Annotated in this window: 22 protein-coding genes; 8 read left to right on the forward strand and 14 right to left on the reverse strand. The window is 56.2% G+C overall.

The window, feature by feature from the left end:
* Positions 1-708: MFS transporter TsgA (tsgA, locus tag RTY00_RS02710; protein ID WP_312663302.1), on the forward strand; the 708-nt coding region annotated here is incomplete at its 5' end.
* 33 nt (positions 709-741) lie between these two features.
* Here tsgA and RTY00_RS02715 read toward each other — a convergent pair.
* Positions 742-2025 carry a cytosine deaminase gene (locus RTY00_RS02715; RefSeq protein WP_312663303.1) on the reverse strand — a complete coding sequence of 428 codons (1284 nt, stop codon included), beginning with the start codon at positions 2023-2025 and terminating at the stop codon, positions 742-744.
* 382 nt (positions 2026-2407) lie between these two features.
* Here RTY00_RS02715 and nirB point away from each other — a divergent pair, with 382 nt between their 5' ends.
* From nirB to RTY00_RS02740, 5 genes are all read left to right on the forward strand, one after another.
* Positions 2408-4948 (forward strand): nitrite reductase large subunit NirB, encoded by a 2541-nt coding sequence (gene nirB, locus RTY00_RS02720; protein ID WP_312663304.1) that lies wholly within the window; start codon positions 2408-2410, stop codon positions 4946-4948.
* Positions 4945-5271, forward strand: coding sequence for a nitrite reductase small subunit NirD (nirD, locus tag RTY00_RS02725; protein WP_312663305.1), 327 nt, complete (start codon positions 4945-4947; stop codon positions 5269-5271). The genes nirB and nirD overlap by 4 nt, the downstream gene beginning before the upstream one ends.
* A 30-nt stretch (positions 5272-5301) precedes the next feature.
* Complete coding sequence (gene nirC, locus RTY00_RS02730) at positions 5302-6105, forward strand: nitrite transporter NirC (protein WP_312663306.1); 804 nt, start codon at positions 5302-5304, stop codon at positions 6103-6105.
* A gap of 44 nt (positions 6106-6149) precedes the next feature.
* Positions 6150-7514, forward strand: coding sequence for a siroheme synthase CysG (gene cysG / locus RTY00_RS02735; protein WP_312663307.1), 1365 nt, complete (start codon positions 6150-6152; stop codon positions 7512-7514).
* Positions 7515-7589: 75 nt separating this feature from the next.
* The gene (locus RTY00_RS02740) at positions 7590-8036 is read left to right on the forward strand and encodes a hypothetical protein (protein WP_312663308.1); all 447 of its coding nucleotides are present in this window, start codon (positions 7590-7592) and stop codon (positions 8034-8036) included.
* Between the two features lie 49 nt (positions 8037-8085).
* Here the strand turns inward: RTY00_RS02740 and trpS are convergent, their stop codons facing one another.
* The 12 genes from trpS to pilM all read right to left on the reverse strand — a co-directional run bounded on the left by trpS (position 8086) and on the right by pilM (position 18065).
* Entirely contained in the window at positions 8086-9090 is a 1005-nt protein-coding gene (gene trpS / locus RTY00_RS02745; protein WP_154194058.1) for a tryptophan--tRNA ligase, read from the reverse strand.
* Between the two features lie 15 nt (positions 9091-9105).
* The gene (locus tag RTY00_RS02750; protein ID WP_312663309.1) at positions 9106-9783 is read right to left on the reverse strand and encodes a phosphoglycolate phosphatase; all 678 of its coding nucleotides are present in this window, start codon (positions 9781-9783) and stop codon (positions 9106-9108) included.
* On the reverse strand, positions 9767-10450 hold the full coding sequence (gene rpe, locus RTY00_RS02755; RefSeq protein WP_008107883.1) for a ribulose-phosphate 3-epimerase: 684 nt from the start codon (positions 10448-10450) through the stop codon (positions 9767-9769). Before rpe ends, RTY00_RS02750 begins: the two co-directional genes overlap by 17 nt.
* Before the next feature lie 65 nt (positions 10451-10515).
* Positions 10516-11328: an adenine-specific DNA-methyltransferase gene (gene dam / locus RTY00_RS02760; RefSeq protein WP_312663310.1), complete on the reverse strand. Its 813-nt coding sequence runs from the start codon at positions 11326-11328 to the stop codon at positions 10516-10518.
* A gap of 97 nt (positions 11329-11425) precedes the next feature.
* Complete coding sequence (locus tag RTY00_RS02765) at positions 11426-12463, reverse strand: SPOR domain-containing protein (RefSeq protein WP_312663311.1); 1038 nt, start codon at positions 12461-12463, stop codon at positions 11426-11428.
* Positions 12464-12524: 61 nt separating this feature from the next.
* Positions 12525-13613: a 3-dehydroquinate synthase gene (gene aroB / locus RTY00_RS02770; protein WP_061719729.1), complete on the reverse strand. Its 1089-nt coding sequence runs from the start codon at positions 13611-13613 to the stop codon at positions 12525-12527.
* A 39-nt stretch (positions 13614-13652) separates the two neighbouring features.
* The gene (gene aroK, locus RTY00_RS02775) at positions 13653-14174 is read right to left on the reverse strand and encodes a shikimate kinase AroK (protein WP_008107887.1); all 522 of its coding nucleotides are present in this window, start codon (positions 14172-14174) and stop codon (positions 13653-13655) included.
* A 481-nt stretch (positions 14175-14655) separates the two neighbouring features.
* Positions 14656-15915 carry a DNA uptake porin HofQ gene (gene hofQ / locus RTY00_RS02780; RefSeq protein WP_312663312.1) on the reverse strand — a complete coding sequence of 420 codons (1260 nt, stop codon included), beginning with the start codon at positions 15913-15915 and terminating at the stop codon, positions 14656-14658.
* Complete coding sequence (locus RTY00_RS02785; RefSeq protein WP_312663313.1) at positions 15860-16237, reverse strand: HofP DNA utilization family protein; 378 nt, start codon at positions 16235-16237, stop codon at positions 15860-15862. Before RTY00_RS02785 ends, hofQ begins: the two co-directional genes overlap by 56 nt.
* Positions 16227-16721 (reverse strand): hypothetical protein, encoded by a 495-nt coding sequence (locus RTY00_RS02790; RefSeq protein WP_312663314.1) that lies wholly within the window; start codon positions 16719-16721, stop codon positions 16227-16229. The genes RTY00_RS02785 and RTY00_RS02790 overlap by 11 nt, the downstream gene beginning before the upstream one ends.
* The gene (locus tag RTY00_RS02795; protein WP_312663315.1) at positions 16714-17256 is read right to left on the reverse strand and encodes a PilN domain-containing protein; all 543 of its coding nucleotides are present in this window, start codon (positions 17254-17256) and stop codon (positions 16714-16716) included. The genes RTY00_RS02790 and RTY00_RS02795 overlap by 8 nt, the downstream gene beginning before the upstream one ends.
* Positions 17256-18065 carry a pilus assembly protein PilM gene (gene pilM, locus RTY00_RS02800; protein WP_312663318.1) on the reverse strand — a complete coding sequence of 270 codons (810 nt, stop codon included), beginning with the start codon at positions 18063-18065 and terminating at the stop codon, positions 17256-17258. Before pilM ends, RTY00_RS02795 begins: the two co-directional genes overlap by 1 nt.
* A 149-nt stretch (positions 18066-18214) precedes the next feature.
* Here pilM and mrcA point away from each other — a divergent pair, with 149 nt between their 5' ends.
* On the forward strand, positions 18215-20761 hold the full coding sequence (gene mrcA, locus RTY00_RS02805) for a peptidoglycan glycosyltransferase/peptidoglycan DD-transpeptidase MrcA (RefSeq protein ID WP_312663316.1): 2547 nt from the start codon (positions 18215-18217) through the stop codon (positions 20759-20761).
* Positions 20762-20812: 51 nt separating this feature from the next.
* Here the strand turns inward: mrcA and nudE are convergent, their stop codons facing one another.
* A complete protein-coding gene (gene nudE / locus RTY00_RS02810) occupies positions 20813-21379 on the reverse strand; it encodes an ADP compounds hydrolase NudE (RefSeq protein ID WP_101762674.1) in 567 nt (188 codons plus the stop codon).
* Between the two features lie 397 nt (positions 21380-21776).
* Between nudE and RTY00_RS02815 the strand changes: the two genes are divergently transcribed.
* Positions 21777-23114: IgaA/UmoB family intracellular growth attenuator (locus tag RTY00_RS02815; RefSeq protein WP_312663317.1), on the forward strand; the 1338-nt coding region annotated here is incomplete at its 3' end.

Raw genomic sequence — 23114 nt, forward strand, 5'->3', positions numbered from 1 at the left:
CGCGCGCTGCCGTGGTATTGGGTTTACGCCTGCATCGGCATCATTTATGTCGCCATCTTTGTACTGACGCTGTTCATCGAGTTCCCGGTGCTGAAAAGCGAAGCGGCTAAGCCAGGCGTTGAGAAAGAGAAATGGGGCATCGGCGTGTTGTTCCTGTCGATTGCGGCGCTGTGCTACATCCTCGGTCAGCTCGGCTTTATTTCATGGGTGCCGGAATACGCCACCAAATCGATGGGCATGGATATCGCTGCTGCCGGCCAACTGGTGGGTAACTTCTGGACCGCGTACATGGTTGGCATGTGGGTGTTCAGCTTCGTGCTGCGCTTCTTCGATCTGCAGCGCATCCTGATGGTGCTGGCCGCGCTGGCAACCGGTTTGATGTACTGGTTTGTCACCTCTAAAGACGCCAGCATGCTGCACTGGATCATCATGACGCTGGGCTTCAGCTCAAGCGCGATTTACACCACCATCATCACGCTGGGATCGCTGCAAACCAAAGTCTCTTCACCGAAGCTGGTGAACTTCATCCTGACCTGCGGCACCGTCGGCACCATGCTGACATTCGTAGTAACCGGCCCAATCGTGGCGCAAGGTGGCGCACATGCCGCGCTCTCTACCGCTAACGGTTTGTACGCCGTGGTGTTTGTGATGTGTGTTCTGCTCGGCTTTGTGACCAAACATCGCCAGCACGGCCACGTAACGCACTAAGTTTGATGGGCGGATCTCGGTCCGCCCTGCTCCTCAACGTTTGAAGGTTACCGCTTCTTTTTCCGCTAAATAGATCTCGCTGCTGGCGGGCTGCGTCGCGGCCACCAACACACCTTTGCGCAGCGAATAACGCACCGGCACCTGACGCCGCACCGCATCAAATCCACTCTCCGCCGGCAGAATAATCAAACTGGCATCATTACCTGCCTCAATACCGTAATTCACCAGCTGCATGGTTTTGGCGCTGTTCGCTGTAATCAGCTGCAAGCCATTATCAATCTGCTCGTAGCCCATCAGCTGACAGACATGCAATCCCATATGCAGTACCTGCAACATGCTGGCAGTGCCGAGCGGATACCAGGGATCGAACACATCATCGTGCCCAAAACAGACGTTGATGTTCGCTTCCAGCAGCTCTTTCACCCGCGTGATACCACGACGTTTCGGATAGCTATCAAAGCGCCCTTGCAGGTGGATATTCACCAGCGGATTGGCAACAAAGTTGATTTTTGAGAGCTTAAGCAGACGGAACAGCCGCGACGTGTAGGCATTATTGTATGAATGCATCGCCGTGGTGTGGCTGGCGGTGACGCGCTCGCCGTTGCCATCACGGTGCGCCAGCGCCGCCACGGTTTCCACAAAACGCGACTGCTCATCGTCGATCTCGTCGCAGTGCACATCCACCAGCCGATCGTAGCGATTAGCCAGCGCAAAGGTTTTATGCAGCGACTCCACGCCATATTCGCGGGTGAATTCGTAGTGCGGAATCGCGCCCACCACATCCGCGCCCATGCGCAGCGCCTCTTCCAGCAAGGCTTCGCCGTTGGGATAAGAGAGAATCCCTTCCTGCGGAAACGCCACAATCTGGATGTCGATCCACGGCGCCATTTCCGCTTTCACTTCCAGCATCGCTTTTAACGCGGTGAGCGTGGGATCGGAGACATCCACGTGAGTACGCACATGCTGAATACCGTTGGCGATTTGCCACTTCAGGGTTTGCTGCGCGCGCTGTTTCACATCGTCATGGCTCAACAACGCTTTGCGCTCCGCCCAGCGTTCGATGCCTTCAAACAGCGTGCCGGATTGGTTCCACCCAGGTTCGCCAGCGGTTTGCGTGGTGTCGAGATGAATATGCGGCTCGATAAATGGTGCGCTCGCCAGTCCGCCCTGCGCATCCAGCGCGTCCGGCTGTGCTGCAGTTTGCGGCGGTTGCGGGCGAATCTGCGCAATCTTGCCGTTATCGATTTCGATCTGCCACAAGCCCTGCTGGCCCGCTAAGCGCAGGTTGTTGATCCACTTCAGTGACGGGTTTGCCATGCCGTACTCCTGTAAAACACAAAACCTAAAGCTAGCATGAAAAAGGGAAACCAACGTAGGCTTGCGCGTATGACGTAATGCCGCTCAATTAAGCATTAATTTGCATATGTATGCAGGTGCGCATGAATGCGCACCCTACGAAAAACGCACCAATCCTTTGTAGGGTCGCCATTTATGGTGACCGAAAAACGCTTAACTGACGCGCCTTACGCCATTTATGGCAACCAGAACAATAATCAACCAAATAAGCCACTTAACTAATTCGTTCAAAATCAGTTACATACCTCAAAATAGGTATATAAGGGCGCACTTGATGTACATCAATAAGCGCCAAAAGCGCCGCGCTAAGGTAGCCGCAGATACCGCAATTTTTGAGGCAAGCATGAGCAAGCACAGTGTCGTTATTATTGGCAACGGCATGGTCGGCCACCGCTTTATAGAAGAACTTATCGACAAAGATCAATCCAGTGAGTTTGCGATAACCGTTTTCTGTGAAGAACCCCGCGTCGCCTATGACCGCGTCCACCTTTCCGCCTATTTTTCCCATCACACCGCCGAAGAGCTCTCGCTGGTTCGCGAAGGTTATTACGAAAAGCATCAGGTAAAGCTGCTGCTCGGCGAACGCGCCATCACCATCAATCGCGACGAAAAACTGATTCACTCGAATACCGGTCGCGCGGTGCATTACGACACGCTGATTTTCGCCACCGGCTCTTATCCGTGGATTCCGCCAATCACAGGCGCGGACGGCAGCGATTGCTATGTCTATCGCACCATTGAAGATCTCAACGCCATTGAAGCCTGTTCACGTCGCAGCAAACGCGGCGCGGTGATTGGCGGCGGCCTGCTAGGGCTGGAAGCAGCAGGCGCACTGAAAAATCTCGGCGTCGAAACCCACGTCATTGAGTTCGCGCCGGTGCTGATGGCGGAACAGCTTGATCCTCAAGGCGGCGAGCAACTGCGCCGTAAGATTGAGCAGATGGGCGTGCGCGTTCACACCGGCAAAAACACCCAGCAGATCGTCCATCATCCACAAGGCGGTAAAACGCTGGAGTTTGCTGACGGCAGCGCGCTGGATGTCGATTTCATCGTCTTCTCCACCGGCATTCGCCCGCAGGACAAGCTGGCTAAACAGTGCGGCCTGCAGCTTGGCGCACGCGGCGGCATCGCCATTGACGATAGCTGCCAAACCAGTGATGCACACATCTTTGCGATTGGTGAGTGCGCCGCCTGGCAGAACCGTATTTATGGTTTAGTCGCGCCGGGCTACAAAATGGCGCAGGTTGCCAGCGACCGGCTGGTTGGCCGCGATAACGCGTTTGCCGGCGCGGATATGAGCGCCAAGCTGAAACTGCTGGGCGTTGATGTCGGTGGCATTGGTGATGCGCATGGCCGCACGCCGGGCGCGCGCAGCTTCGTGTGGCTCGACGAGCAGAAAAATATCTATAAGCGCCTAATCGTTAGCGAAGATAACCGCACGCTGCTCGGCGCAGTGCTGGTCGGTGATACCAGCGATTACGGCAATCTGCTGCAGCTGGCGCTGAATAACATCACGTTACCGGAAAATCCGGCCTTGCTGATCCTGCCCGCAGGCAGCGGCGAGAAGCCGGTGATGGGCGCTGATGCGCTGCCGGACAGCGCGCAAATCTGCTCCTGCTTCGACGTCAGCAAAGGCGATATCGTCAAAGCGGTGCAAGGCGGTTGCCACACCATCGCGGCGCTGAAAACTGAAACCCGCGCCGGAACCGGCTGCGGTGGCTGCATTCCGTTGATTACTCAGGTACTGAACGCTGAATTGAGTCGTCAGGGCATCGAGGTCAACAATCATTTGTGCGCGCACTTCCCTTACTCGCGTCAGGAGCTGTATCACCTGATTCGCGTGGAAGAGATCACATCGTTCGACGCGCTGCTGGCGAAATATGGTCAGGGCTACGGCTGCGAAGTGTGTAAACCAACGGTCGGTTCGTTGCTGGCTTCCTGCTGGAATGAATATGTGCTGAAACCTCAGCTCGCGCCGCTGCAGGACAGCAACGATCTGTTCCTCGGTAATATCCAGAAAGACGGCACTTACTCGGTGATCCCACGTTCGGCCGGTGGCGAAATCACGCCGGAAGGATTGATGGCGATTGGCGCCGTGGCGCGCCAGTACAATCTCTACACCAAAATCACCGGCTCGCAGCGTATTGGCCTATTTGGCGCGCAGCGCGACGATCTGCCCGCTATCTGGACGCAGCTGATTGATGCCGGTTTTGAAACCGGACAAGCGTATGCCAAAGCGCTGCGCATGGCGAAAACCTGCGTCGGCAGCGTCTGGTGCCGCTTTGGCGTGGGCGACAGCCTCGGCTTCGGCATTGAGCTGGAGCATCGCTACAAAGGCATTCGCACCCCGCACAAGATGAAGTTTGGCGTCTCCGGCTGCACGCGTGAATGCGCCGAAGCGCAGGGCAAAGACGTTGGCATCATCGCCACCGAGAAAGGTTGGAACCTGTACGTATGCGGCAACGGCGGCATGAAGCCACGTCACGCCGATTTGCTGGCCGCCGATCTCGATCGCGATACGCTGCTGCGCTACCTCGACCGCTTTATGATGTTCTACATCCGCACCGGCGACCGCTTGCAGCGCACCTCGCTGTGGCTGGAAAGCATGGACGGCGGCATTGATTATCTGCGCAGCGTGATTATCGATGACAAACTCGGCCTGAATACCCAGCTGGAAACGGAACTGGCGCGTCTGCGTGCGGCGGTGGAATGTGAGTGGACCGCAACGGTGCAAAATCCACAGCAACAGTCGCACTTCAGCACCTTTATCAACAGCGATCGGCGCGATCCGCTGGTGCAGCATATCAACCAACGCGATCAGCATCGTCCGGCGCAACCTGCCGAGCGCATTGCGGTCACTCTGATTGAGGAGATCGACGCATGAGCCAGTGGCATTCGGTATGTGAACTTAGCCAAATCCTGCCTGCGACCGGCGTATGCGCGCTGATCAACGGCCAGCAGATTGCTATCTTTCGTCCGCATGACGATGAGCAACTCTACGCCTTAAGCAATATCGATCCTTTCGCCCAGGCCAGCGTGTTGTCACGCGGCCTGATTGCGGAGCACCAGCAGGCGCTGTGGGTGGCAAGTCCACTGAAGAAACAGCGCTTCCGTCTAAGCGATGGCCTTTGTCTGGAAGACGAAGCGCGCTCGGTGGCGAGCTATCCGGTGCGCGTTAGCGATGGCAAGGTCGAGATCTGCGCCTGACAGCATTCCTTCACTTTATGAGACGTCACTATGTTTACTGACACCCTGAATAAATGCGCCGCCAACGCGGCGCGCATTGTGCGTACCATGCAGCACAGCCCGCTGGCCTTCTGGATCAGCTCGGCGATGGCGGGCGCCTATGTTGGCCTGGCGATTATCCTGATCTTCACGCTCGGCAATCTGGTCGAACCGGCTTATCGTCCGCTTCTAATGGGCGCGACATTCGGTATCGCCTTAACGCTGGTGATCATCGCCGGTTCTGAGCTGTTCACCGGTCACACCATGTTCCTGACCATCGGCGTAAAAGCGGGCAGCATCAAGCAAGGTCAGATGTGGTGCGTGCTGCCGCAAACCTGGCTCGGTAATCTTGTCGGTTCGGTATTGGTCGCGCTGATTTATTACTATGCGGCGGGTCCGTTACTGCCGAATGCCGGATCGCTGCTGCACAGCGCGGCGCTGGCGAAAACCACGCAGACCGCCATGGCGCTGTTCTTTAAAGGTGCGCTGTGTAACTGGCTGGTTTGTCTGGCGATTTGGATGGCAGTGCGCACCGAGGGAACGGCGAAGTTCATCGCCATCTGGTGGTGTTTGCTGGCGTTCATCGCTTCCGGCTATGAACACTCTATTGCCAACATGACGGTCTTTGCGCTGTCGTGGTTTGGTCAGCATAATGCGGACTTCACAATGAGCGGCATCGGCCACAACTTGCTGTGGGTGACGCTGGGCAATATGTTCTCCGGCATGGTGCTGATGGGCCTCGGTTATTGGTACGCCACACCGCAGGCGCAGCGCCCGCAGGCCGAAGCGCAAGCCGCGCCGCTCAAAACGGCATAACACTTTTTCAGCCCGCCTTGCGCGGGCTTTTTTCAGGATGAGCTATGGACTACTTTCCGCTGTTTTGCCGCCTGCAAGGCAAACGCTGTTTGCTGGTTGGCGGTGGCGATGTAGCAGAACGCAAAGCGCGTTTGCTGCTGGCCGCCGGTGCCGATTTGCAGGTTGGCGCGCTGGATTTCTCCCCTGCTTTTCAGCAGTGGGCACAACAGGGAAAGGTGACCTTATTACCCGGCGCGTTTGATGAGCGCTGGCTCGAAGAGTGTTGGCTGGTGATTGCCGCCACCGATGATGATGCGGTTAATCAGCAGGTTGGTGATGCGGCGGAGTTGCGTCGCGTCTTCTGCAATCTGGTGGATGCACCGCAGGAAGCCAGCGCGATAATGCCATCGATTGTCGATCGTTCGCCGCTGATGATTGCCGTGTCGTCTGGCGGTCGCGCGCCGGTGCTGGCGCGTTTACTGCGCGAAAAACTCGAAGCGATGCTGCCACAGCATCTTGGTGAGTTAGCTTCACTGGCTGGATCGCTGCGCAGTCGCGTCAAACGTACCTTTAACAGCATGGCGCAGCGGCGTGCTTTCTGGGAGCGCTTCTTCGTCAGCGATCGTTTGGCACAAACCCTGGCGAATGGCGATCGACCACACGCGGAACACATCGTCGAAACCTTGTTCGATGCGCCGCTGTCGCAGCAAGGCGAAGTGGTGCTGGTGGGCGCCGGGCCGGGCGATGCGGGGCTGTTGACGCTGAAAGGCTTGCAGCACATCCAGCAGGCCGATGTGGTGGTGTATGACCGCTTAGTCTCCGAGCCGATTCTCAATCTGGTCCGCCGCGATGCGGAGCGCATCTTTGTCGGCAAACAAGCCGGCAATCACTGCGTACCGCAATCGCAGATCAACCAGGTTTTACTTGAGCAGGCGCAGAGCGGCAAGCGCGTGGTACGACTAAAAGGCGGCGATCCTTTTATCTTTGGCCGCGGTGGTGAAGAGCTGGAACTGCTGGCGCAGCACAACATCCCGTTTAGCGTGGTACCGGGCATCACCGCCGCCTCGGGCTGCTCCGCTTACAGCGGCATTCCGCTGACGCATCGCGATCATGCGCAGAGCGTGCGTTTCGTCACCGGCCATTTGCAGCAGCACGGCGAAATTGAATGGCGCAAGCTGGCCGCAGAACAGCAAACGCTGGTGTTCTACATGGGGCTGGCGCAGGCGCCGGAAATCCAGCAGCAGCTGTTACAGTACGGCATGGATGCTGCGATGCCGGTAGCGATTGTGCAGAATGGCACCACGCCGCAGCAGCGCGTAGAGACCGCAACCCTGGCGGAACTGGCCACGCTGGCGCAGCAGTTTGCCAGTCCGGCTCTGATTATTGTTGGTCGCGTAGTGGAACTGCGTTCACAGTTACGCTGGTTCTGACACGGCAAAAAACTGTACAGCGCTGCGCTTTGTCGCCAGACTACAGGCCATCTTTCTCATCAATAAGGAGTTTCCATGCGCGTTGCTTCACTGGTTTGCGCGTTGTTATTGCCGTTGAGCGCGGTTGCTACCGCTGCACCCGTTACCTGGTCGAACGTGGTGGGTGAATGGCAAGTGGTGGCGGTAACGCCTAAGAAGGAAGTCGGCCAACTGTATATCAACAATGATCCGCAGTTTATGGGCGCGCGCGTGGCGTTTAAGCCGAATGCGATAACCTGGACGCGCGGTACTGACGAGCGCAGCATCAATCCTTCTGTCGATAACTGCAACGGTAAACCGCGTCTCAGCGCCGCCAATGGCGCGGGCCAGGATCGTGATTTCACCTTCCGTTATGGCTTCAATGTGAGCTGTGGCAACCAGGCTTGGGGACCGGCGCCAGGCGCGGTGATCAGCGTGCTGGCTGACGGTAACGCCCGCTTGTTCTGGGATGGCGCGGAACTGGCGTTACATCGCATCAAATAAAAAACGGCGGGTAAAATGACCCGCCGTTCTGTTCTATCCCGCTAGCCGCTTACGGCTGTGCGACAAAGCCTACCGCTTCGTACACTTTCTTCAGCGTTTCCTGCGCATGGGCGCGGGCTTTCGCTGCGCCATCACGCATCACCTGATTCAGCAGCTCTTCGTCGTTACGGAAACGATGATAACGCTCCTGCAGTTCGGTCAGCATGCCTGAAACCGCTTCAGCCACTTCGCCTTTCAGGTGGCCGTACATTTTGCCTTCGAACTCTTGTTCCAACTGCGCAATGCTTTTACCGGTCACGCCCGCGAGGATATCCAGTAGATTAGAAACGCCGGCCTTCTCTTTGACGTCATAACGTACCACTGGCGGCTCAGCGGAATCAGTCACCGCGCGTTTGATCTTCTTCACCACCGCTTTGGTGTCTTCCAGCAGACCAATCACGTTGTTACGGTTGTCGTCTGACTTGGACATTTTCTTGGTCGGCTCAAGCAGCGACATCACGCGTGCACCCGATTTCGGAATGAACGGCTCAGGCACTTTGAACACATCGCCATACAGCGCATTGAAACGCTGGGCGATATCGCGGCTCAGCTCCAGATGCTGCTTCTGATCTTCGCCAACCGGCACCTGATTGGTTTGATACAGCAGGATATCGGCCGCCATCAGCACCGGATAATCAAACAGGCCTGCGGTGATGTTTTCCGAGTAGCGCGCGGATTTATCTTTGAACTGCGTCATGCGGCTCAGCTCGCCGAAATAGGCGTAGCAGTTCAGCACCCAGCTCAGCTGCGCATGCTCTGGCACGTGCGACTGAACAAAGATGGTGCTTTTCGCCGGGTCGATGCCGCAGGCAAGATAGAGCGCTAAGGTATCCAGCGTGGCCTTACGCAGCGCGGTTGGATCCTGACGTACGGTGATGGCGTGCAGATCGACGATGCAGTAAATGCAGTGGAAATCATCCTGCATCTGCACCCACTGACGCAGCGCACCCATATAGTTGCCAATGGTCAGTTCACCGGAAGGCTGGGCGCCGCTGAAAACGATGGGTTTGCTCATGTTATGTCCTGATAATCACAGCCCGATAGCGGGCAAAAGTTCGTCAAAAGAGTCGAGAGTTAAATCGGGCTGGCTTATCGCAATCGGCTCACCGTAGTTGTAGCCAAATGTCATACCGATGTTCGGTACGCCTGCCGCCTGGGCCGCGAGAATATCATTGCGGGAATCGCCGACAAACAGCAATTGTCCCGGAAGCACGCCAAAATGGCCGAGGACGAGGAAAATGGCCGCTGGATGGGGCTTTTTCACAATCACGTCGTCACCGCCGATAATCTGCGTGAAGTACTCGGCAATCCCGAGCGACTTCAACAGCGGTGCCACAAACGGCGTAGGCTTGTTGGTGACGATCGCCAGCGGCAGGCCTTTCACCTGCAAGGCCGCCAGCGTCTCTTTCACCTGCGGGAACAGCGTGCTGCCCGCTTCCACCGTTTGCGCATAATACTTATCAAACAGCGCACGCGCGTCGCGTTGCTCTTCGGCATGCGGCTCACGTCCCAGCGCCCAGGTCAGCGCGCGGGTCATCATCACGTCGGCGCCATTACCAATCCAGGTAGAAGCCAATGCTAAACCCGGCGGCGGCAGCTGCAGATCGCTCAAGGCATGATCGATGGCTTGTGACAAACCGGGCGCGCTATCAACCAGCGTACCGTCGAGATCAAACGCCAGCGCGCGGATATCAGTGAAATGAGCCATTAACTTTCTCCAGTTCGCCACGCATCTCATCGATCACTTTTTTGTAATCCGGATGACCGAAGATCGCCGAACCGGCCACAAACATATCGGCACCGGCGGCAGCAATCTGGCCGATGTTATCGATCTTCACGCCGCCATCCACTTCCAGACGAATGTTGTAGCCACTCTCATCAATCAGGCGACGCGCCTGACGCAGTTTGTCGAGCGTACCGGGAATGAAGGATTGACCGCCGAAGCCAGGGTTCACCGACATCAGCAGAATGATATCCAGCTTATCCATCACATAATCGAGGTAGTCGAGCGGCGTCGCAGGGTTGAATACCAGACCCGCTTTGCAACCGTGCTCTTTGATCAGCTGCAGCGTGCGATCAACATGCTCGCTGGCTTCCGGGTGGAAAGTGATGAAGGTGGCGCCTGCTTTAGCGAATTCCGGGATCAATGCATCCACAGGTTTAACCATCAGATGCACATCAATAGGTGCAGTGATGCCGTAATCGCGCAGCGCTTTCAGCACCATCGGCCCCATCGTCAGATTGGGAACGTAGTGGTTATCCATCACATCGAAATGGACCACATCACCACCTGCCGCCAGCGCTTTAGCTGTGTCTTCACCCAAACGCGCGAAGTCAGCAGCCAGAATTGAAGGGGCCAGTAAAAATTGTTTCATCCGATTCTCCCAATTTTGTGCGCCAGCCTGAGCTGGCGTAATGCCTTGGTCGCGGACGAAACAGGCTAGCGGAAAAGCGCCAGCAGTTCGTCGACCTGAGTGCGACCACTTATGCTTCGGCTGATGGAACGCCGGGCTTTGACTACGTGTAAATCCGCATTCTGATACCACTCACGCGTGAGCAGCGTATCGTGATTTGAAATCAGTACCGGGATGCGGTTTTGCTGCGCCAGCTTATTGGCCAGTTCCGCCAGATGCTGCTGCTCGCGCAGACTAAAACTGTTGGTGTGGTAAGCGGTAAAATTCGCTGTCGCCGAAAGCGGTGCATACGGCGGATCGCAATAAACCACTGAGCCTGCAACGGCGTTGTTCAGAGTAACATCGTACGATTCACAGACAAAGGTCGCTTTTTGCGCCCGTTCGGCAAACCATAATAGCTCCGCTTCCGGGAAGTACGGCTTGCGATAACGACCAAATGGCACGTTAAACTCACCGCGCAAATTGTAGCGGCAAAGACCGTTATAACCGTGGCGATTGAGATACAGGAACAGCACCGCGCGCTGATATTCATCTTTGCTCGCATTAAAAGCGATGCGCTGCGCGTAGTAGGTTTCTGCCGTGTTGCCTTCAGCGTTGAAGAGCTGACGCGCGTCTTCTATGAAAGCCGCAGTACGCGTTTTGACGATGTTATACAGATTGATGAGATCACCGTTGATGTCCGCCAGGTGATAGCGGTCATAATCGGTGTTGAGGAACACGGAACCGGCGCCGACAAAGGGTTCGATTAGACAATCACCTTGTGGCAAGTGACGACGGATGTCATCAAGGAGCGGGTATTTTCCTCCGGCCCATTTCAGGAAAGCGCGATTTTTTTTCATGCTGTCGTGGTTATTACATCTTAATTATTGGCTGTGGTGGAACCGACAGCAGCTCTGCGCTTTAAACGGGGCCGCATGTTTGCGGCCCCACATCTCATTACTGACTTTCTTTCTTCACCTGGCTAAGCGGTTTTACCCACGGATTGGCTGCACGCACTTCCGCTGGCAGCGATGCCACGGCGCGTTTCGCATCGGCTGGCGTGGCGTAAGCGCCGCTCACCAACACATACCAAGGCTCGCCGTTACGCGTGGTTTTATACACGTGATAACCGCTCAGGTTCTGTTTTCTCGCCCAGGCGTTCAGGCTCTCTTCTTTCGACGCACCGCTCAACTGCAGCGTGTAGTTTCCGCCCGATGGCAGCGATTTGCTGGCACCGCTCGAACTGGCAGGCGCGGAATTACGCGTCGCGGTGGTGCGGGTGTTGTTCTCTTTCACGGGTGCCGGTTTGGTGGCGGCCGGTGTTTTATGCGGCGTCGACGCGTGCGTCTCGCGTGTACCGTTGTTGCTGGTGCGCGCTGGGGTTTCTGAACGCATGGCTGGCGGCGTAATCGCTTTACCGTTGCCGCTGACCGTGGCCGGCGCGGTTGGCAGCGAGCTATTACCCTGCGCGCCTTGTGCTGCGGCATCAACAGAACCTTGCTGATTGTTCAGCGCAGTATTGAGATCGCCCGGCAGCGTGACACGCTGCTGGTTGGCTGGCGTATCCACAGGTGCAGCTTGCGTCGGCGTAGAGGAGACTGATGGCATCGAGATGGATTGGCCGTCGCTGCCCGCTGGTGCAGCTGTGCCCGCTGTGTTTTGCGGTGCGCTGCCATCAGCAGAAGGCGTGGCGTTTTGCTGGCCGCTCATGGACGTCGATCCCGAAAGGTCGATGTTCTTTTCGCTGCCACCAGCAGAAGGTACCGCGCCGTTATTTGCGGTATTGGTTGCAGGTTTCTTCTCGTCTGGGCCGGTTAATGCTGAACCAATCCCCAGCACCACCAACAGCAGAACCAAAATACCAATGCCCATCATCATATGTTGACGGGAAACCGGTACTTTCACTTTCGGCGCAGAAGACGATTTGCGTGGCCGCGTCGGACGGCGGTCACTGGCGTCAGGTTTTAACTCGTCTTCCGGTTTGAACTCATCCATTTAGCCTCCTCCGTAAAACGACGCGCTTCCCACACGCCGCATCACCACTCACTTCTAATAATCAGGGTTTCTGGCAATCGTTGATTGCTGCCAGCACCATATCATGTGCCACACCGCCACGCACTTCAGAGCGGCCAATAGCGAGAGGCAGCACCAGACGCAGTTCGCCCGCCAGCACTTTCTTATCGCGCATCATGTGTGGCAAATAATCTTCCGCCGCCATGCTCGCCGGGCCATGGACAGGCAAACCAGCACGCAGCAGCAGCGCGATAATGCGATCGGTTTCAGCAGAGGTGAACTGCCCTAAACGTTCCGCGGTACGTGCGGCCATCACCATGCCAGCCGACACCGCTTCGCCGTGCAGCCAGTTGCCGTAGCCCATGTGCGCTTCAATCGCATGACCAAAAGTATGGCCCAGATTGAGCAGTGCACGTACGCCAGTTTCGCGTTCATCAGCCGCAACCACTTCTGCTTTTAGCTCGCAGCAGCGACGGATGCAGTAAGCCAGGGCTTTTTCATCCAGCGCCAGCAGAGCATCAAGGTTCTGCTCCAGCCACTGGAAGAATTCGCCATCAAGGATAATGCCGTATTTGATCACTTCCGCCAGACCGGACGCTAATTCGCGCGGTGGCAGGGTGGCCAGGCAATGAGTATCCACCACGACAGATGCGGGCTGATAAAACGCCCCAATCATGTTTTTGCCGAGTGGATGGTTGACCGCGGTTTTTCCACCGACGGAGGAGTCAACCTGAGACAACAACGTGGTCGGCACTTGAATAAAGCGCACACCACGCTGATAGCTGGCTGCAGCAAAGCCGGTCAAGTCACCAATCACGCCACCACCGAGTGCAATCAACGTGGTATCACGCCCGTGCGGCTTTTTCAGCAGCGCGGTGAATACCTCGTCCATGACCGCCAGCGTTTTGTACTGCTCACCATCAGGCAAAATGACCTGATCTACCTTAATGCCGGCATTGCTGAGCAGCGCTGACAGAGATTCAAGATAGATAGGCGCCAGTGTCTGGTTTGTCACCAGCATGGCATTGTCGCCTGCTTTGAGCGGCCAAAAAGAAGCCGGATCGTTAAACAGTCCGGCAGCAATGGTGATGGGGTAACTGCGATCCCCGAGTGAGACAGTGATCTTCTCCATGATGACCGATACCTATTGCTGAGCCCTCAGGGCGCTGGATTAGTTCTTTTCCAGCATGTTAATGATCTGATTGGCCACCACTTTTGCACTTTGATCGTCAGTGCGAATAGTGACATCAGCGATCTCTTCATAAAGCGGATTACGTTCACCTGCGAGCGCTTCCAGTACTTCGCGCGGCGGTGATTCAACCTGCAACAGCGGACGCTTTTTATCACGCTGGGTTCGAGCAAGTTGCTTTTCGATGGTGGTTTCAAGGTATACGACCACACCGCGGGCGGAGAGACGATTACGGGTCTCGCGGGATTTGACTGAGCCGCCACCGGTCGCGAGGACAATGCCTTGCTTCTCGGTCAGCTCATTAATGATCTTTTCTTCACGATCGCGGAAGCCTTCTTCGCCTTCCACATCAAATACCCAGCCTACATCCGCTCCGGTGCGTCGCTCAATTTCCTGATCGGAATCGAAAAATTCCATATTGAGTTGCTGAGCCAACTGACGACCAATAGTGCTTTTGCCGGCACCCATCGGCCCAACCAGAAAGATATTGCGTTTCTCTGCCATTTTATCGGTATTACTAAGAATTCGTTGATGATACCCCGCGTTCAGCTTAGCTGGCGGGACAGGAACTGAGACCTCATGAGCGTTAACAAGAGTCAGACGGAAAATTATCTCAACACTCATGGCCGTTTGGCAACCGAATAAATTGCCCCCGGCGACCTCTTAACAGGACCGGTCTGTGGTTCGCGAGACGGTAACGCACCTCCGCTAATCCGCTATATTTCGTGCTACAGGCACGCTGGCCGGGGTCATCCACTGTCATCGCTTACCGATGTAAGCACAGTGCATTCACTCATTTAACGTCTTACTGAAGCTCGAATTATTTTGGCGATATTTCTTTTGACGTCAGTATCGCTTGTGACCAACGTCATTCGGAAGGTTATTCTGCCGCGTTCCGTTACACCGTTTTGAAAATCGCTAAACCTTGTAAGCTAATTCCAGCCCTGCGTCAACGCAGTTGGCCTCACAGAGCGAATTTTCCGCTTTATCCGGCAGTAAGCGCTGCTTCCCTGACCAGTCGGGGAGTAATAAAGATAACCAGCTCCTTTTTCTTCTGCTCATCGGTTTGCTGACGGAACAAATTGCCCAGTAATGGCAGATCGCCAAGCCCAGGCACACGTTTTTCACTCTGCGAACGCTGCTGCTGGAAAATGCCGCCCAACGCTAAGGTTTCGCCATCGCGCAATGTTACCTGAGTCTCGATCTCCTGCTTATCAATACTCAGCACCTGATTGTCACCAATGTTCAGACTGCGTCCCGGCAAGTTCTGGCTCAGCCGCAATTTGAGCTGGATGCGGCCATTTCCCAGCACCACTGGCGTCACCTCCATGCCTAAAACCGCTTCCTTAAATTCAATGGCCGTCGCACCGCTGTTGCCTGATTTCACCTCATAAGGGATTTCCGTGCCCTGCTTGATGCTGGCGGTTTGCTGATGCGAGGTAAATAAGCGCGGACTGGCGATGATTTCGATTTGGTTCTCCTGCTCCAGTGCGCTCAGCTCGAGGTTGAGCAATTCGCCGCTGACCTGGCCCAACGTCACGCCAGCGCGAAACGCCGGATTGCTCACCGCCAGTGGAATCTCAAGCAACGGGTTGCGTAGCGCCTGCGTCACCACTTCGGCCGGTGACGTGCCCCAGTTCACGCCCAGCTCGCGCAGATGCTCTTCATTGATGGTGACGATGTGCGCGGTGAGCTCAACCTGCTCGAGCGGTAAATCCAACGCTTTTAACCAGCGTTCGGTGTCACGTAGCGCTTCGGCCGTATCGCGCAGCAGCAAACTGTTGGTGCGGCTATCGACCGTGACGCTGCCGCGCGACGTCATCAACGAACGCTCGGCTTGCAGGCTACGATAAATATCACTGGCGCTGGCGTAATGCAGCGTCACGGTTTGTTGCTCCAGCGGCGTTTGCTGCTTCTCCTCCTCGCGTTCCTCCTTTTCCTGTTGCACCTGCAGCTGTTGCCAGCTTTCCGGGTAGACCAGCAAAACGCCCTCTTCCCGCACCACGGTGAGTTTTGCCAGCTGTGTAACCAGCGCGAGCGCGCGATCCCAGCCAACATTGTCTAAGCGCAGCGACAACCGGCCTTCAACGCCCGGCGCGATCAGCAGGTTGGTCTGTTGATAATCGGCCAGCGCCTGCAAAATACGTTCAACCGGCGCATCATCAAACGTCAGGCTTAAGCGATCGTCATTAGCGCGCAGCGGCATGCTCAGACACAGCAGCATCAGTAACGTCATCCATTTCATAAAAACCTCCTTTTATTACCCATGTGATTTGCTGTGGCGTGCAGCTTTGCGCTGCACTCAACACCAGCGTGCGCGACGTAAGCTGCACGACTTGCCAGGGCGACTGCGGAAAAGGCGCTTGATCATTCAGCCGATGACTTTTGCCTTGTGGCGACACCAGCCACGCCACGTAATGCGGCGCCCTGCCAATAATGCCCTGCAAACGCCAGCCTTCTGGAGCAGCAACCTGCGTCTGACACAGCGTTTCTGCCAGCGGCTGGAAAGGGTCGCGCGCCAGCGCCAGCGAGCTGCAGAGCAATAACAGCAATGCGCTACTCCGCATCGTCACTCTCCAGCCAAAGTTGCGTGTTCAATACGCCCTGCTCGGCTTGCAGCTGAAAGCGTTGTGGCACCGGTAATTGGGTGTTGGCTAATTCGCTAAACAGCGGCAGAAATTGCGGCCAGATCAGCCTTAACTGCAGCTGTTGCGGCTGGCTATCCGGATGCCAGGCTTCCAGCTGATTACCGCGCGCCGCCACGATTCGCTCCAGCGTTTGCTGAGCGTCTGCATCCTTCTTGGGTTGCTGAAGCTGGCTAATCTCGAGCTGCAAGGCATCAATCGCCGGAAGTGAAGCCAGCTGTTTTAGCCGCTGTTGCTGCTGTTGCCGCATCTGTTCCAGCTGCCGTGCCTGCCCTTCACGCATCTGCTGCTGCGGACGAAGCAGCACAATCCACGTCAGCGCAAAAAGCAGCAGCGATAACATCAGCAGCCAAACCATACGCAGCGGCAGCGTTAGCATCAGCCAGCGCTGCAGGAGTTCATTCATCTGTCGCCTCCTGCACCCGCGCATGCAAAGCAAAGCGATAGTCGCCACCCGTCTCGCGCTTTACACTGCCCTGCTTTACGCTGCTGAACAGCGGCTGGGTGATCAGCTGATGACGAAAATCACTGACCGCCGCCATGCTCTGCGCCTGCCCCTCCAGCACCAATTGCCCTTGCCGGCGTTCGAGGCGATTCAGCCACAAAGTGTCAGGCATTAACTGCGGCAGTTGCTGCCAAAAATGCTGCCAGCGCTGATGCTGCTCTTGCCGCTGCAGCTGTTCCTGCTGCGCCTGAAACAGTGATTCACGCAGCTTCAACAGCGATTGCTGCTTTTCCAGCTGTTGCTGCAGCGCATTTAGGAGATAAGTGATTTCCATCAGCGCTTCCGTCTGTTGCTGCCGTGCACTGACACCGCGCCACCACAGTAATGAGAGGATGAGCAAAGTCACCGCCAGCGTAAGTAAGAGCAGCGAGATGCTCTGCTGGCGCCGCCGCTGCGATTGCTGGATGCGCCAGGGAAGCAGGTTTACCGCCAGCATCAGATATCCTCCGGTCGCAGCGCCAGCCCAAGCGCGATGGCGAAAATACCTTCTTGTGCAGGCAGCGGCGGTTGCAGATAGTGCAGCAGCGAAAACGGCTTGCAGCGTTTGACCTGCTCCTCGGGCAAAACCTGGTTTGAAGTGCATAACACGTTTTCCATCTGCGGGAAGGTCTCGCGTAATTGCGCGAGGTTGAGAGGTTCGGTGGCCGCGCCTGAAGTGGTGCTTTCGCCCGCCAGCGTCCACAGCCAGTGATCGCTGAGCGGATGAATCAATAACTGGTTGTGGCGTAACGGCAGCCGCATGGCGATCTGCGTCAGCGCCAGGCTGCTCAGTTCGAACACGTCCGGGCGCAGACCGGCCTGCTTGAGCGGCGTCAGCCATTGTGCAATCACCTCACGCCGCGCGGCGGTGACGCACAGCGAAGAATCTTTGCCCGGCGATCGATAATCCAGCGACAGCGAAGCGGGCTCGACGGGAAACAGGCGCTGTGCGGAAGCCGCCACATAGCGCCCCAGCGCGGGCTCACGCAGCGAGGTTTCCGGCATGGGCAAAGTGCGTTGCAATACCAACTGCGGCGGCAGGCCAACGCGCAGTGAATAGCGTTTCGGCAGATGGCGCTGCCAGCGCCCTAACATATCCAGTAACGCAGGCGTGGTTTGCAGCACGCCGTTTCTTAACGTATCTTGCGGCAGCGTTTGTTGCCACCAGTGTCGCAACTGCCAACCATGACGTCGACGTTCGATGCCAAGGGCGCACAGTTGCCCGTTTTGGATGTCCAGTCCAATTTGCCAGCGCTGAAAAGCCATACGCATGATCTCCTTATCATTGAAGGTAATGAGCTCCAATACCCGGCCAACTTCAATTATTGCGGGTATATCAAAGCGTCAGGCTTGTCTTTATACTACCGCGCGGTTGCTTATAAACTGCTCAAACGACAACAGATGGGAATTCTCAGGTGAAGTTCGTAAAGTATTTATTGATCCTTGCAGTGTGTTGCATTTTGCTGGGAGCCGGCACGGTTTATGGTTTGTACAAATACATAGAGCCGCAGCTGCCTGATGTGAACACATTGAAAGATGTGCGCCTGCAAACTCCTATGCAGGTTTACAGCGCGGATGGCGACCTGATCGCCCAATACGGCGAGAAGCGCCGTGTCCCGCTGACCCTACAACAGATGCCGCCTGAGTTAATCAAAGCGTTTATTGCCACCGAAGATAGCCGTTTCTACGAGCATCACGGTGTCGATCCGGTGGGGATTTTCCGTGCAGCCAGCATTGCGCTGATGTCCGGTCACGCCTCGCAGGGCGCCAGTACCATTACTCAGCAGTTGGCGCGTAACTTCTTCCTCAGCCCGGAACGCACTTTGATGCGTAAGATTAAGGAAGCGTTCCTCGCGATCCGTATCGAACAGCTGCTGAGCAAAGATGAAATTCTTGAGCTCTATCTCAACAAGATTTATCTCGGCTATCGTGCGTACGGCGTGGGCGCGGCGGCGCAGGTCTACTTTGGTAAACCTATTGATCAACTGTCGCTGAGTGAAATGGCGATGATTGCTGGATTGCCGAAAGCCCCTTCGACCTTCAACCCGCTCTATTCTCATACGCGTGCGCTGGCGCGTCGTAATGTGGTGCTGGCGCGTATGCTGGACCAAAACTACATCACGCAGCAGCAATATAACGATGCGCGCAACACGCCGCTGGCGGCCAGCTATCACGGCCCGGAAATCGCCTTCTCTGCACCTTACTTAAGTGAAATGGTGCGTCAGGAGATGGTGAAACGTTACGGCGACAGCGCTTATGAAGATGGCTACAAGGTTTACACCACCGTCACTCGTCATCTGCAGGAAGCGGCACAGCAGGCGGTGCGAAACAATGTGATGGCGTACGACATGCGCCACGGCTATCGCGGCCCGACTAACGTGCTGTGGAAAGTGGGCGAAGCGAGCTGGGATCAAACCCGCATCCAGAACGCGCTAAAAAATCTGCCGACTTACGGACCGCTGAATGCTGCGGTGATCACCAGCGCCAGCGCCGATCAAGCCACGGCAATGCTGAAAGATGGCAGCAGCGTCACGCTGAATATGGCGGGCGTGCGCTGGGCGCGTGCTTACAAATCTGACACGCTGCAAGGCCCAACGCCACGTAGCGTGACGCAGGTGCTGCAATCCGGCCAGCAGATTTGGGTGCGCAAAGTGAATGACGATTGGTGGCTCGGCCAGGTTCCGGCGGTGAACTCCGCGCTGGTGTCACTCAATCCAGAAGATGGTGCGGTGCGTGCGCTGGTCGGCGGTTTCGACTTCAACCAGAGCATGTTCAACCGCGCGACCCAGGCGCTGCGCCAGGTGGGCTCCAACATCAAGCCATTCCTGTATACCGCAGCAATGGATCGCGGTTTAACCCTGGCATCGATTCTCAATGACGTGCCGATTTCGCGCTGGGATGCCGGTGCGGGTGCTGACTGGCGTCCGAAGAACTCACCGCCTACTTATGCGGGTCCAATCCGTTTGCGTCAGGGCTTAGGCGAGTCGAAAAACGTGGTGATGGTGCGTGCGATGCGTGCGATGGGCGTGGATTACGCGGCGGAATATCTGCAGCGTTTCGGCTTCCCGGCGCAGAACATCGTGCATACCGAATCGTTAGCCTTAGGCGCGGCGTCCTTTACCCCAATGCAGGTAGTACGCGGCTACGCGGTGATGGCGAACGGCGGCTTCCTGGTTGATCCGTACTTCATCACCAAGATTGAGAACGAGCAAGGCGGCGTGATCTTTGAAGAGAAACCGAAAATTGCCTGTCCGCAGTGCAACTTGCCGGTGATCTATGGCGATACCAAAAAGTCGGTCGCGCTGAACGAAGAGAGCGTCGAGAATGTCGCGACTTCCGATCAATCGCAGAACCAAACCGTGCCGCAGCCGGAGCTGGAGCAAGTTCCTGCCCAGCCGCAGCCGGGTGGCGAACAGCAGTATGCCCCGCACGTGATCAACACGCCGCTGTCATTCCTGATCAAGAGCGCGCTGAACACCAACATCTTCGGCGAGCCGGGCTGGATGGGAACGGGCTGGCGTGCCGGTCGTGACCTGAAGCGTAACGATATCGGCGGAAAAACCGGTACTACCAACAGCTCAAAAGATGCGTGGTTCTCCGGTTACGGTCCGGGCGTGGTGACGTCGGTGTGGATTGGTTTCGATGATTCACGCGCGCTGGGTCGCTCAACCATGTCCGGCGCGATTCCGGATCAGATCTCCGGTTACGAGGGCGGCGCGAAGAGTGCGCAGCCAGCGTGGGATGACTATATGAAATCCGCGCTGGAAGGCGTGCCGGTGCAGCCGCTGACACCGCCAGATGGCGTGGTCACCGTTAACATCGATCGCGGCACCGGCAAGCTGGCCAATGGCGGCAACTCGCGTCAGGAGTACTTCATCAACGGCACGCAGCCGACGGAGTATTCGGTGCATGATGTGGGCACCACCATCATGGACAACGGCCAAAGCCACGAACTGTTCTGATCAAAAAAGCCGGCAAATTTGCCGGCTTTCTTTTTTATATGATGATGCGATTTAGTAGCTTAAACGGCCCTGCTTCACCAGCCACTCGCGTACCATAAACAGTGCGCTGACGTTACGCGCTTCGCGGAAGTCGGGTTCATCCAGCAGCGCCAGCAGATTATTCAGCGGCCAGCGATGGACGATCAACGGCTCCGGCTCATCGCCTTCCAGCTTCTCTTCGTACAACCCTTCCGCCACCACAATGTTCATCTTGCTGGAGAAGTAAGAGGGCGCCATGGTCAGCTTGCCCAGCGCTTCAAGTTTAGTGGCGCCAAATCCCGCTTCTTCTTTCAGTTCACGATCGGCCGCTTCAAAGGCGCTTTCGCCAGGATCGATCAGCCCTTTTGGAAAGCCCAGTTCGTAACTTTCCAGACCGACGGCGTACTCCTGAATCAGGATCACGTCATCGCCAATAATCGGCACAATCATCACCGCTTCACGATCGGAAGGTTTCATGCGTTCATAGACGCGGCGCGCGCCATTGCTGAAAGCGAGATCGACCGCTTCGATAGTGAACAGGCGGGAGCGGGCCACCGCTGCCACATTGAGGATGTCAGGTTTTTTCATTGGGGTTTTCATATCAGCCTCAAACTTAGCACAACCCTGTGAAACGTGATGACGCCAGCATACCGAAGCCAGAACTATTGTGCGACACGCAGCGTAAGTAAACTATGGTGACACACATTCACTTACGGCTGCTAACAACTTCTTGTTATCTATGCAGTTAAAAATTCACAATAAGTCAACGGTGTATTGTTAAATTCAGAAAATACCGATATTTAATTGAGTCATGTCTGGTTAACATCCCGTTGAGGAATAATCTAACAAACTATAATTAAATGATTTTGCGCGTTATTTTATCTGACTTTTCCCTTGTCAGAATGACATCTGCTCGCCAAAATTGACTTGTATTGATGGATTCACCGGGAGTAAATCGTTAACGTGAAGGCAGTTTTTTGGCTGGATTGAGCAAAGCATGAGCACTTATATTGTCATTCTGGCTGTCATGCTCGCCTGTTCCCTCTTAGCAGGTATCGGCTATTGGTACGCTATGCGGCATCGTCCGCCGTTGGCGAAACCACTGCCGTTTATCAGTCCGCCTAATCGCAAGCTCACCGACGAAGAACGCACCGCTGTTGAAAAGTACATCGCGCTCATCGCCAAACAGCAGCAACACAGCAGCGCACGCTCGGCAAAGAAGTCGCGCGAACCTGAAGCGCTGACGCTCACCGCGCAAAGCAACAATGTTTATCCTGTCACCCGCTCCATCACCCGCTACGGCCTCTCTACCGACGATCCGCAGAAATGGCGCTACTATCTCGACGAAGTCGAAGTGCATCTGCCGCCGCTGTGGGAACAGTACATCGCCGAAGAGAACTACGTAGAGCTGATCCGCACGCAAACGCTGCCGCTGGTGATTTCACTCAACGGCCATTCGCTGGTGAATTACGCCGTGGAACAACCGGCGCTGCCGCCGCTGGTGCGTCCGATATCCACCAACGCGTCGATTCGCAAAGAAGAGAGCGAAAACGTTGAGCTGCTGCAGGTACGCAAAGAGACCTCGGAAGAGTATCAACTGTCACGCGCCGACGGCACGCGCGAAGCGGTTGCCATCTGTTTCGCGTTCCTGCTGTTTTTCCTGAGTCTGGTGCTGCCCGGCAGCCTGATGGGCTGGATTGCCCTGCTCGGCTGCCTGATGATTGCGGTTAGCCTGTGGTTCCTCTATCGCTTCCCTAGCGCCAAAGGCTTACGTGATGTGCATTGCCTGCGCGGCGCGCCCAAGCGCTGGGGCCTGTTTGGTGAATCCAATCAGGAGCAGAGCAACATCTCGCTGGGCATTATCGATTTAATCTATCCCGCACACTGGCAGCCGTATGTCGCGCATGATTTAGGGCAGACCACCGACGTCGAGATGTATCTCAATCGTCAGGTGGTACGTCAGGGCCGTTTTCTGTCGCTGCAGGATGAAGTGCGTAACTTCCCGGTGCAGCGCTGGCGTAAAAATCTGGTACTGGCATGCGGTTCGCTGCTGGTGCTGGTGATGCTGTTCACCTGGATTCCTCTTAGCATGCCGATCAAGCTCAGCCTTGCGTGGGTGAAAGGTACCGAGAGCATCGAAGTGAATAGCGTGGATAAACTGAATGCGCTGCCGCTGCACATCGGCGACAGCCTGAAAGTGGCCGGCACCGGCATGTGTTCGGTGCCGGGCAATTATCAAAGCAATCGCAGCTACGCTTACATGCCGTTCGACTGCTCAGCGATTTACTGGAATAACGCTGCGCCGCTGCCACAGCCGCAATCGGACATTATCGAT

This window comes from Pantoea sp. CTOTU49201, assembly GCF_032054795.1.
Classification (GTDB): Bacteria; Pseudomonadota; Gammaproteobacteria; order Enterobacterales; family Enterobacteriaceae; genus Pantoea; species Pantoea symbiotica.

Bases quoted from the DNA above. Each gene is read 5' to 3' on its own strand.
- RTY00_RS02715 (WP_312663303.1), bottom strand. From the start codon at position 2,025: ATGGCAAACCCGTCACTGAAGTGGATCAACAACCTGCGCTTAGCGGGC.
- nirB (WP_312663304.1), top strand. From the start codon at position 2,408: ATGAGCAAGCACAGTGTCGTTATTATTGGCAACGGCATGGTCGGCCAC.
- nirD (WP_312663305.1), top strand. From the start codon at position 4,945: ATGAGCCAGTGGCATTCGGTATGTGAACTTAGCCAAATCCTGCCTGCG.
- nirC (WP_312663306.1), top strand. From the start codon at position 5,302: ATGTTTACTGACACCCTGAATAAATGCGCCGCCAACGCGGCGCGCATT.
- cysG (WP_312663307.1), top strand. From the start codon at position 6,150: ATGGACTACTTTCCGCTGTTTTGCCGCCTGCAAGGCAAACGCTGTTTG.
- RTY00_RS02740 (WP_312663308.1), top strand. From the start codon at position 7,590: ATGCGCGTTGCTTCACTGGTTTGCGCGTTGTTATTGCCGTTGAGCGCG.
- trpS (WP_154194058.1), bottom strand. From the start codon at position 9,090: ATGAGCAAACCCATCGTTTTCAGCGGCGCCCAGCCTTCCGGTGAACTG.
- RTY00_RS02750 (WP_312663309.1), bottom strand. From the start codon at position 9,783: ATGGCTCATTTCACTGATATCCGCGCGCTGGCGTTTGATCTCGACGGT.
- rpe (WP_008107883.1), bottom strand. From the start codon at position 10,450: ATGAAACAATTTTTACTGGCCCCTTCAATTCTGGCTGCTGACTTCGCG.
- dam (WP_312663310.1), bottom strand. From the start codon at position 11,328: ATGAAAAAAAATCGCGCTTTCCTGAAATGGGCCGGAGGAAAATACCCG.
- RTY00_RS02765 (WP_312663311.1), bottom strand. From the start codon at position 12,463: ATGGATGAGTTCAAACCGGAAGACGAGTTAAAACCTGACGCCAGTGAC.
- aroB (WP_061719729.1), bottom strand. From the start codon at position 13,613: ATGGAGAAGATCACTGTCTCACTCGGGGATCGCAGTTACCCCATCACC.
- aroK (WP_008107887.1), bottom strand. From the start codon at position 14,174: ATGGCAGAGAAACGCAATATCTTTCTGGTTGGGCCGATGGGTGCCGGC.
- hofQ (WP_312663312.1), bottom strand. From the start codon at position 15,915: ATGAAATGGATGACGTTACTGATGCTGCTGTGTCTGAGCATGCCGCTG.
- RTY00_RS02785 (WP_312663313.1), bottom strand. From the start codon at position 16,237: ATGCGGAGTAGCGCATTGCTGTTATTGCTCTGCAGCTCGCTGGCGCTG.
- RTY00_RS02790 (WP_312663314.1), bottom strand. From the start codon at position 16,721: ATGAATGAACTCCTGCAGCGCTGGCTGATGCTAACGCTGCCGCTGCGT.
- RTY00_RS02795 (WP_312663315.1), bottom strand. From the start codon at position 17,256: ATGCTGGCGGTAAACCTGCTTCCCTGGCGCATCCAGCAATCGCAGCGG.
- pilM (WP_312663318.1), bottom strand. From the start codon at position 18,065: ATGGCTTTTCAGCGCTGGCAAATTGGACTGGACATCCAAAACGGGCAA.
- nudE (WP_101762674.1), bottom strand. From the start codon at position 21,379: ATGAAAACCCCAATGAAAAAACCTGACATCCTCAATGTGGCAGCGGTG.